An 11,644-nucleotide genomic window follows, 5' to 3' on the forward strand; every position below is an offset into this window, starting at 1 on the left:
ATTAAATTATTCATACGCTTGGTGGATATACTGAGCGTATTTCTTTTGATTTTGATTATCTCCTGTTTTAAAGAAGTTTACAGCTCCATTTACTCTCATAAAAAGATGGTTTATACTAATAATGTCTAATAAACCTCCTCTAAAGAATGCATCTCTTACAGGTCCTTTAACTCCTGCTAAATAAAACTCTACTCCTCTTTTATTATAATACTTAATTCGTTCTTTAAGCATTTCTATTCCTGTACTATCTACGCGGTTAATGCTTTCTGCATCTAACACGATTAACTTTAAAGCTTCTCCCTTTTCTTCGGTCATTTCCTCCAAGGTATCTCTAAAGTAACTTGCGTTGGCATAAAACAATTGGGCGTCGAAACGGAATACCAATACTTCTTTGTCTATTTCTACTTCGTTAAATCTGTTTTTGTTTCGGTAAAAATCTGAGTTCGGTACTTTTCCTAATTCGGTAACATAGGGTCTTGATGTTCTAAATATTAAGACTATCAATGACAATCCTACTCCCATTACAATACCATATTCTATACCAAAGATTAATGTTGAAAAGAACGTAGCTACCAACAGCCAGAAATCTAAATTGTTGGCTTTCCATAACCTTTTGGCTTCTTTTACATTTATTAAGTTAAATACCGCTACAATAATGATAGCTGCTAAGATTGTTTTTGGTAAGTGATAAAACACCGGTGTTAAAAACAATAAGGTAAGCACTACAATGATAGCCGATACTATTGCCGATACTCCTGTTGTTCCTCCCGCTTCTTCATTGATTGCCGAACGCGAAAAACTTGATGTTGATGGATAGGATTGAAACAACGATCCTACAATATTACTCAACCCTAAAGCTACCAATTCCTGATTTGGTCGTACTCTATATTCGTCTTGCTTTACTTCTAAGGTTTTTCCTATAGAAATTGTTTCTAAATATCCTACCATTACTAAGGTTCCTGCAATAGGCATTAGTTCTCTAATTAAAGCAATATCTATTACGGGCATTACAAACTTTGGCAATCCTGAAGGAATGTCTTTTACAATGGCTACTTCTGAAAAGTGATTCCCGAAATATCGAACTGCTACAATTCCTAAGACCACTACAATTAAGGCATTGGGTATTTTTTTATTGATCTTTCTGAAAATCATGATAATGATACATGCTATAATACCAATAATAGTTGTTGGTGTATTGAAATACATGAATCTAGCAATAATATCTTCTAATAAAATGTGTATTTGATCGCTTTGTAAAAACTCTACGCCTAATAAGTTTCTAAACTGATTTAGTCCAATAATCAATGCTACTGCTGAGGTAAACCCGATAATTACTGGTCTTGATAAAAAGTTTACAATAAATCCTAAACGGAAAATCCCCATTAAAAACTGTATTCCTCCTACCAGTAATGCTAGTAATATGGCAATGGCTATATAACTTTCGGAACCTATTAAGGCTAAAGTAGAAACTCCTGTGGCTACTATTAACGAGTCCATTGCCACTGGTCCTATGGCCACTTGACGAGACGATCCGAAAACTGCATACATTAACTGTGGTACCAAAGCTGCATATAATCCGTATATAGGTGGTAAGCCCGCAATTAATGCATAGGCTATTCCTTGTGGAATTAATACTATAGCCACCGTAATACCCGCTACTACATCGCCCCTTAATTGCGACTTCCTATAGTTGGGTAACCACTCTAGTATTGGTATGAGCTTTTTTAATAACTTCATTTATCTCTTTTCATTAAAATTATAATAAAACGGAATGGTCCATTCTAAATAATTCTTATCATAACTTTTCTTTTCAACCTTTATTTTATGTATTCCTTTAGATATCTCTTTTAAATCTAAATAGCATACCAAACCAAACTGATTGGTTCTTGGGTGATTGTTATAACGTAGAAATTCTACGTCTAGTTTCTTTCCATCTAATGAAACGATGTTGTATGATTTATAACAATCTAATAAATGCTGTATTCTTGCTTCTTTTTGTTCTATATCTGATTTCTTATCGTCTTCCTGATAGTCTCCACAATTTTCCTTTCGTATTTTTAGTTCGTATTCATACACGGGTATAAACAGCTCTAATGTATTGGAAGTTACCTTGTGCGATTCTATTTCTGGTGTTAGTAAGAAATCATTTTTCTCATTGTCCGATTTGTAAAAATCAGCATAAGCTCTAGTACTATCGTATCTTTTATTTTTTGAAATTAAATGAAGCGTGTTTGTATCTTTTAGCTGCACTGCAAACATGAATATTCCTGCTACAGCGAAAACCAATATTAAATACACTATACTCTTTTTCTTTTTAAAGTTAGATCCAAATATCATGGAAACCTGAAGTATGTTTTTATACAAAGGCCCAAACATAATCATGGATACAAACTTTACGAGTTTAAAGTTTAGAATTTGTAAACCTTCTTTTTCCTTATTCATTTTAAGGTTGGAGAAAAATGTTAGAATGGTTTGCGTAATGGCTCCTATGATGATGATTCCTGCTGGAATTAATAATATAAATGCATCTACATATGGTACTAACAAATTGAATAACAACAAATACAAACTCGAAAAAATAGCTGAGTACGCATAGATTAGTAGAAATGTAAAAGCTACTGAAAAAATTACACTACACAGTTCGTCTACCTTTTTTATGGAGTCTTTTAATTTTGGTAATATAGATAGTATCTTTTCTGTATATATCTTTGAATAGGCACTGTCTTCAATACTATAATCGGGAAACACGGAGTTTAATCCGACCAAACCTATCCAATAAGCTCTTAATACAAAATGGATTACAAACATTGCTGCTAGTATACTTACTGCTAACAATCCAAAAGTGACTATAAAATATGCTACAAAGTACTGACTGGGATGTAAGGTATCTATAAAGAAATTGGTAACCCACGATATGATATCGAACAATTTAAATGTACCAAATATTGCGATGGCCGATACCAATAGTTCTGCCTCCCAACTTTCGTCTTTTAAACGTTGCAACCACGTATTATTACTATTTCCCTTATTTTCTCCCATACGTACCTTTTCTTTTTAAAACAATTCCCCTTGACTTGATCCTTTTATTCTGCCTAAATGTTTATAGGCTAAATCGGTTACTTCTCTTCCTCGAGGTGTTCGCATTATAAATCCTTGCTGAATTAAAAATGGTTCGTACACCTCTTCTATGGTTTCTGCATTTTCTGCAACTGCCGTTGCCAATGTGGTAATTCCTACTGGTCCTCCCTTGAACTTATCGATAATTGTTGTTAATATCTTATTATCCATTTCGTCCAATCCATGGGCATCTACATTCAATGCTTTTAATGCATATACTGCTATTTCTATGGTTATGGTTCCATCGCCTTTTATTTGTGCAAAGTCTCGTACTCTTCGCAGCAATGCATTGGCAATACGTGGTGTACCTCTACTTCTTCCCGCTATTTCTATAGCTGCTTCCATTGAAATTGGTACTTTTAATATATGCGCACTACGCTGTATAATGGTAGTTAATAATTCTGTTGAATAATAATGTAAACGGCTGCTGATTCCGAAACGTGCTCTCATTGGAGCTGTAAGTAATCCCGAACGCGTTGTGGCTCCTACTAATGTAAAAGGCTCTAAGTTTATTTGTACCGTACGTGCATTAGGCCCTGATTCGATCATAATATCTATTTTATAATCTTCCATTGCCGAGTATAAGTACTCCTCAACTATTGGGCTTAATCGGTGAATCTCATCTATAAATAATACATCACGCTCGTCTAAGTTGGTTAACAATCCTGCTAAGTCTCCTGGCTTGTCTAATACTGGACCTGAAGTTATTTTGATGCCTACTCCCAACTCATTTGCTAAAATATTGGCTAGGGTTGTTTTTCCCAAACCTGGAGGTCCATGGAACAATGCATGGTCTAATGCCTCGTCTCTTTGATTGGCTGCCTCTACAAATATTTTTAAATTCTCAATCGCTTGATCTTGACCTGTAAAATCGTCAAATGACAATGGACGTAACTTCTTTTCTACGTCTAATTCTTCATTTGAAAAGTTTGTATTTTCAGGATTTAGATTTTCATTCATACACGCACAAATATACTTGAAATATTATTTTAGGTTTGTAATAAAAGTTACTTTGATCACTTTATGGCTGCTAAGATACATATTAGTACTTAATGTTTTAGCCCTAAAAAGCCTCAGAAACCAGTGCTTTTTTCTAAGTTGCTTAGGCTATTGAATTTATTCTTTTGGGAAGGTTAAAAAAGTTTTATTTTTCTTCTTTTTGCCCCTTTTAAAAACAAAAAAGATGAACCTAAGTTCATCTTTCTGCTTTGTTATTTTATGGTTCTTTTAAAAATTCACGGTTATCGACCCTCTTAAGAAAAAAGGTGTTCCTGGTGTAAAGTGAATTTCCTCTACTGAGTTCGCCTCATTTTGCAAACGTGATTCTGTTGCAAACTGTGCTTCATTCCAAGCAACATCAAATAAGTTTTGTACTTGTAATCCTAAGGTTACATTTTTAAACTGGTATCCTACATTCAAATCGGTTACCGTATATCCTTCTGCTACTATTGAATTGTCTTCATTAGCCGGTCTGTCATTTATATGTTTTAGTTGTGCTCCTCCATATAATCCTGACTTGCTTTTGTAGGTTAGTCCACTAGTTAATGTAAAATCTGGTGCTAACGGTATGTAGTCTTGTCCGCTTGCTTCTTCTGTTGCTCTTGCATGCGAATAGTTTGCATCTAAATTGAAATACAGCTGGTTTACTGGTTCGTATCTTAAACTTAGATCTACTCCTTGTCGTTGTGTTTTTCCGCTAGGTTCTACTATTCCTGCATCTCCTACATAAACAAACTCTTGCTCTAAGAATAGATACCAGTAAGCCGTATTGATTAACAACTTAGGTGTTGGTTTCCAAATAAACCCTGCATCGAATCCGTAAGAAGCTGGTAAAATAGTATTTCCTTTTTGTGCTACCACTACTCGTGTATCGTTTGAATGGAATCCTTTTCCTGTTTTTAAGTATAACTGTAAATCTGAATTATAGTTATAAAAGATATTTAGTTTTGGACTTAGTATACTTTGTGTTTCCGACTGCGTTTTGTAGTTGGTTTGTAAAGCATCATTGTATTCGAAGTTGAAATAGTCTAAACGCAAAGCTGGATTAATTGTAAACTTACCAAAGTTAAAGTTTGCTCCAGCGTAAACTCCCATATTGGTTTCGTTGATGTCTCCAAACTGAATTTGATTCAATGTTTGACTTCTGTTAGCAGTGTGCGATAATTCGTTGTTAAAACTTCTATCGTTTCGCAAGCTAATTCCTGCTGTAAAATTACCATCTATATTATTAAAGTCTTGGGTATAGTCACTTGTAAAGCCAAAGATATTACGCGTTTCTTTTTGCTTGATTTGATCTCCGTTTACTGGATCGTCTAAGAAAAAGGTAAAGTTTGAAAACAGTTCAAAATTATACTTATTGTAAAATAACTTGTTTTTAATTGACGATGTTTCTGAGATTACCTTATCATAGGTTACTAAAAGATTGGTACGACTTGTTGTTCCTCCTTCGGTATCGTCAATGGCACCGAAACGAGTAATTAATCCACTATTAATAGCTCTTTGAGGAACTTGTCCTGATGCATCCCATTTACTTGTAAAGTGCGACACGGTGAATCCTACCTTATCCGTATCCGTTACATTGTTGGTATACTTTCCAAAAACATTTAACCTATGAAAGTTTTGTGGACTGTCGAAATAACCATCTGTTAATATATATTCTGAAGCAATGTAGGCACTTTCCTTGTTGTTGTTTAACAAACTAAACATTCCTAACAATCGTTGCGAATTGTACTGTCCTACTTCTAACTTTATAACATTTGAAGCTAATCGGTTTTTGGTTTTAAAGTTTACATATCCTGCTGTATTAAAGTTTCCTTTGTCTGCATAATAAGCTCCTTTTCCAAAGTCTATTTTATCTACTGTTTCTGGAATTACAAAGTGTAAATCGGCATATCCTTGTCCGTGTGCATGCGACACCATGTTTACAGGCATTCCATCGGCAGTAATGGTAATATCTGTACCATGATCGATATCAAATCCTCTTAAAAAGATTTGCTCTGCTTTTCCTCCTCCTGCATGCTGTCCTATAAACAGTCCTGGTACCTTTTGTAATATTTCTTGCGATGAATTTACTGGGTTGGTTTGTATATCTACCGCCGTAAGTACATTCAATGCATTTAGCTTTTTACCTATGGTTACCTCTTCAAGAGAAACAAAATTCTCTTCTAATGTAATTGTGATAGGCTTTAAATCATTGACTACTATTTTTTTTCTTTTGTAGTTTATATGACTTATTTCTAAGGTATCTCCAACTGTTACATGATGCAATATAAATACCCCTCGCTCATTACTATGTGTATGATGCTTTTCGTTTTCGCTTAGGTTTAATATATGTGCTTCTGTAATTGGAATGTTTTCTTGTGAAACGATCTTCCCTTTTAAGGTTTGTGCAAAGATTTGCTGTGCTAGCAAAGCACAACAAATTGTGATTAGTTGTTTCATTCTCACGGCTAGTGTTTACTTAAATATTTGAATTTGTTTTGCAACCGAGTTGCCTTAAAGCGACTCTGTTGCAAAAGTAAATTTTATTCGTGTTGCTTCTTTCTTTTAATGAAACTTTAACGTGTTATTAACGATTCCTTTTAGGTTTAACCGTTGGCACTTTTATAAAACAAAAAAGATGAACCTAAGTTCATCTTTTCTTATTGTACGTATATATTCTATTTAAGAATTATCTTCTACTGTTGCGTCTGGTGCATTCTTTTTTACAGAAGCTATTCCGTTTTCCATCGCATCTTTACTTGAATACATTTCGCTATTTCCAATTACTTGTCCGTTAGCTGCCTTTAAGTTAAAGTATGGACTTCCGTTTTTTGCTTCTAGTCTATCGAATCTAGCATCGTTTTGCGAATTCGTTTTTACAGAGTCAATTCCGTTATTACAAGCTGCTTTTGTAGTATAAGCTTCACTTGAAAGAATTACTTGTCCATTTCCCGCTTTTAAGTTAAATCTGAATTGCCCAGATTTATCTGTTTTAATTTCGAATTTTCCCATGTTATGTAATTTTTGTACCAATAAAAATACACAAATATGTGTATTCTCATATATATTGTTGAAAAAACTGTTTTAATCTTTCAAGAAAACTTTTTTTATTATAGAATCTATAGGTCTATACCACATATCTTTAACTAAAACTTGTTTCCCTGATTGCTCATTTTCTATAATCACCCATTCTGGGTAACTTGAATTAAAATAAGTACAGTCTTTTTTATAGAATGAGTTTTTTTGTAATAGTTTTTTAATGCTATCTAATTCTCTTTTATCACTTTTATTTTTCGTATAGTAAACGATTTTATTCCCTCGAATGTTTTCAATATGATTAGGAATTCGACTATTAATATTCATTAAGTTCGCATACTTAGCAATTCTGTAAAACTTATGATTAGTAACAGAATCTTTAATAACATAAATAATAGATGAATTTTTATTTTTTGATTCTACTCCTTTTGTATAATTCTCAACTATATAATGAATATCTTTTTTAGACTCTACTCTTTTTTCACAACTAAGAATGAGTAAAACACCAATTAGTACTAATATTTGTGTTTTCATAGGACTATTTTTAAACAATTTTTCATCTAAAATAAAAAAACTATCCTAATTTATATTAAAGTAGTTTTAGTAGTATCTATTAACGAATCACTCACTCTTGCATGCCACTAGTTTTAAACTAGCGGGAGCGGACTTATTATATCCAAGCAATAGAGTTAGGACTATGTAAAACAACAAAACCACAACATTACTGTTGTGGCTTTATTTATTTTTAAAATTTAATTTCTAGTTACTTATGATACTAGGCACGGAAAACATTTCCGTGCTATCGGGCTATTCTATATTATTATTTTTATTCCAAATAATTAATAAAATCACGGCTTTCATAGGTGAACCTGTCTCTACTTCAAAAGCAAAAAAATCTCCATTAACTAAATTTAATTTTAACTTAATAAATTTTGGGGCTCCTTTTAATAAAAAAAAGCTCTCTTGGTCTTCAATTGATAAAATATCTATATAATTTATTGTCTTTAAAACATTACCCATCCTATAGTAGATAGATTTAGTTGTAAATAAAAAGTTATTAACTTCATCATTATAATACTCTAATATTGGCAATTCATTGTCTTTTAATAAAAAATTAGATTTGAGATTATTGTTGGTTAATAATATTGTTGTTTTAACTTTTCTATTTGCTAGACCTTTCCATGTTTTTTCATAGTTCATGTATTTAGACAATCTTTCTAATTGTTCTTTTTTTTGTAAAATCTGTTTTTTATTATTTATTTTGTCCATATTACATCCATAACTTGAGTTATTTCATTAAATATAGTAGAAAAACTATATCCATATTTTTTAGCTTGAGTTCTATACATATTTATTGTTGGCTCATCCAAGACTGTCTCAAAAGTTATTCTTTGACTTTTCGTACCTGCTTTAGAACTAAACTCATTTATTTTCTCTAAAAAGTTTTCTAAAACTTTTCCTGAATAACCTTCTTGTTTATATATAAGCTGGACATCAACAGCTAATTCAGAACCATTTTCAAATATTTGAGATGATAACAAAGAAGTACCTTTTACATTCTCCTTAGTTAAACTACCTAGAAATTTGCGTGAAGCAGAACTACCTAACCCAGCCAATTCATCTCCATACTTTGCCATCTTAGCTCCATCTCCAATATAAGCAAAAATACCCAAACCTGTTAATGTTGCTTTACCATACTCCCCACTTGGCAAGTACGTTAATGCATGTACACCATCAACTACACCTGTAGGTTCTATCGTACCAACCACATCTAATGTTAAATGTCCTAAATCAGCTGCTCCTTCACCAATATCATTTATCCCCGATGCAACTTCTGCAACTGTACTAATTCTTGAAGTTTCTGAATCAAAACCAGGATCTGTAGTTGACATTTTATGCTTCAATTCTGAAGTAGTTGCATTTGATATTTTTTCTGCTCCTCCTGATATTTTATTTACAACACTATTCCAACCTTGTTGCCCCAAACGAATAAGGTCAAATACAATTTGATTACCTATAAGCTCTTTACCTTCTAATTCAATTCCCATACCTAATTTATTTTCTGCAAAAGCATAAGTTGAATTACCTACAAAATCTTGAGCCAAAGGATCAATACTCCAAAAACGTGCATAGGTTGGGTCATAAAACCTATATTTAAATTCATTAACATTTAATCCTAGCTCGTCATGTTCTTCTTGTCCTTGATATCCCCATTTCTGTGCAACACTATTCCCTAAAGAAGATACATTACCATTATACCCTTTATGTTTTAAACCAAAGGGATAGTAATTAGATTCTTCTACAATCTCAGTACTAGGAGTAATAACACCATCATTATTACTATCTGTATAACTTAATCTAACATTTCCTAAATGGTCTTTGTATTGGTATACATAGTTAAACGTACCACTATCACTCTTTACATAACCCTCTGGGTGGTTAAAGAATCGCAAAACATTATTCTCATACATATAGTTTCCAGCATACTCTGTAGTGGTACCATTTACTACCTTTTTTAACTTCATTCCTGCTGCATCGTAGGTGTAAGTAATGTTTTGACCTCCTATAGTTACCTGTGTTGGTAAATTTAAATGGTTGTAAACTATATTAGTGATGCCTTTATTGGCATCTGTTTTCATATTACCATTGGCATCGTAGGTGTACTCTGTTGTGGTATTAGCTCCATCTTTAAATCCGTAGATGTCATTACCATTGTCTAATACTTTAGTTAGCTTGTTTCCATTATCGTAACTATATACTAAGTTATCCATTACTCCAAAGCTAGTTGCTCCTACATTGGTATGTCCATTTCTAATCAAACTTAAAATGTTTCCGTTTTTATCGTAAGTAATACCCGAAACATTATAATTAGATCCGTTAACTCCTGTTGCTCCTAAAATTCTATTAAGTGCATCATAGCTATAACTATATATTTTTGAACTTGTATCTGTATTTAAAGTATTCCAACTTGTTTGGCTAATGTTTCCGTTGAACAAAGCATCTCCACTTGTCGGTTTATTATACGCTAATGTAAAGTTAAACAAATCTCCATCATTTGTATTCGTATCTTGGTTAATATTTTTTAACCAACCACGTACATTATATTTGTAATCTACTGTTTGTAGCCCTTTGTTATTGTCTACAATTTTCAAATCTTTGATTTGTGCTCCTGTATGATATATTGAAATATCTCCTAACAACACACCTGATGATGGAGCCTGCGAAACATAAAATGTTTCTCCATTCTTTTTATAATGGATTTCACTTCCTATACGCTCTACTCTAAAAATATCTCCTGCATCAAATGTAGTCTTCTCTCCTTTGTTTACTTGACTCTCGTAAACTTTAACTATTGATGAATGGATATAAATTGCATAATTAACACTTCCATAATGTGCGTTTGTATTAGTATTTGACAACCCTACCATATAATGTGAACCTTCAGCTGGAGCTATAAATTCTACATATCCATCTCCTGTAAAACTTCCTTGGGTAGCTAATCCTGCATCCCAACCATTATTTCCTGTTTTTGTAATTACATCATCACTAATAGAGATTCCTGAAGTTACATCTTTGTAGCCTTTTACTACTCCATTTCCTACTACCTTAGAGGTTAATTGCCCTAACTCGTCATAATTGTTTTTTACAATTCTATTAGATACTTGATTATTTATCTTTTGTGTTTGACTTATCAACCTATCTAAATGATCATATTCAAAGCTATCCACCGTTACAACATCTGCTTTTCCTGTCTTTTTATGTGTAGTCTTTGTTTCTAAGACTCTTCCTGTAAAATCATCTAACTTACTCTCTACAATATCTGTAGTTTGTAACTCGTCATTCTTTGAATACACATATATTGGACGTGCCTTTTCATCGTAATAGGTTACTGTAGTTATCCAGTTATTTGTTCCTAATACACGTACTTTGCTTACTGTTGCTAACCCTTTAGTGTTAGTTGTTGAAGCTTTACCATAACTTGTAGTTACTGTAGAAGTTAATCCTGCTGGTAAATCTGCATAAGTATCATAGTAATTAATAGTGTACACTTGTAAATTATTAACATCTGTAGGATAAGATCTATTGGTATACTTCAAACTTGTTCCTTCTATGGTTATAGTACTTGTTGAAACATCCTCATACATGTTAAGAGGTAAGTCATCTTCAAACAAAATTTGCATGGTCAACCTTGTTCTACCATTATGGAACTTTCCTGTATATACTACTCTTCCTAAGGCATCATATTTGGTAAATAACCATTTATTCGCTGCTCTTAAATTTGCATCTTGAGTAAGTACCGGTCTGTCTAACTTATCATATACAATATACTCCCAATCTTTTCCTGGTATTCTCTTTTCTACCAAACGGTTTCTATGGTCGTACTTATACTGATATCCTAAATCGTTTAACTTCCCTTGTATTATAACTAAATTATTTGCTATTTCACTAGCATCCATTTTTGGTGGCAATACATAACTTAGATTTCCTAAATCGTCATACACATAATAAG

At 32.7% G+C, this 11,644-nt stretch carries 8 protein-coding genes; all 8 read right to left on the reverse strand.

Annotated elements, in window-relative coordinates; translation table 11 throughout:
• Positions 1 to 6: 6 nt before the first annotated feature.
• Positions 7 to 1,737, reverse strand: a complete 1,731-nt coding sequence (locus tag MHN29_RS14135) for a SulP family inorganic anion transporter (protein WP_150901326.1) — start codon at positions 1,735 to 1,737, stop codon at positions 7 to 9.
• Positions 1,738 to 3,039 carry a hypothetical protein gene (locus MHN29_RS14140; RefSeq protein WP_235275199.1) on the reverse strand — a complete coding sequence of 434 codons (1,302 nt, stop codon included), beginning with the start codon at positions 3,037 to 3,039 and terminating at the stop codon, positions 1,738 to 1,740. It lies immediately after the preceding gene.
• A 15-nt stretch (positions 3,040 to 3,054) separates the two neighbouring features.
• Positions 3,055 to 4,077 carry a Holliday junction branch migration DNA helicase RuvB gene (gene ruvB, locus MHN29_RS14145; RefSeq protein ID WP_150901328.1) on the reverse strand — a complete coding sequence of 341 codons (1,023 nt, stop codon included), beginning with the start codon at positions 4,075 to 4,077 and terminating at the stop codon, positions 3,055 to 3,057.
• Between the two features lie 267 nt (positions 4,078 to 4,344).
• On the reverse strand, positions 4,345 to 6,558 hold the full coding sequence (locus tag MHN29_RS14150; RefSeq protein WP_235275200.1) for a TonB-dependent receptor: 2,214 nt from the start codon (positions 6,556 to 6,558) through the stop codon (positions 4,345 to 4,347).
• 222 nt (positions 6,559 to 6,780) lie between these two features.
• Entirely contained in the window at positions 6,781 to 7,110 is a 330-nt protein-coding gene (locus tag MHN29_RS14155; RefSeq protein WP_150901331.1) for a YegP family protein, read from the reverse strand.
• Between the two features lie 72 nt (positions 7,111 to 7,182).
• On the reverse strand, positions 7,183 to 7,668 hold the full coding sequence (locus tag MHN29_RS14160) for a hypothetical protein (protein WP_235275201.1): 486 nt from the start codon (positions 7,666 to 7,668) through the stop codon (positions 7,183 to 7,185).
• 273 nt (positions 7,669 to 7,941) lie between these two features.
• Positions 7,942 to 8,403: a hypothetical protein gene (locus MHN29_RS14165; protein WP_235275202.1), complete on the reverse strand. Its 462-nt coding sequence runs from the start codon at positions 8,401 to 8,403 to the stop codon at positions 7,942 to 7,944.
• The coding region (locus MHN29_RS14170) for an RHS repeat-associated core domain-containing protein (RefSeq protein ID WP_304650951.1) at positions 8,391 to 11,644 on the reverse strand (3,254 nt) is incomplete at its 5' end. The genes MHN29_RS14165 and MHN29_RS14170, both read right to left, overlap by 13 nt.

Origin of the sequence: Tenacibaculum sp. Cn5-46 (genome assembly GCF_022347705.1) — a bacterium.
Lineage (GTDB): Bacteria > Bacteroidota > Bacteroidia > Flavobacteriales > Flavobacteriaceae > Polaribacter > Polaribacter aiptasiae.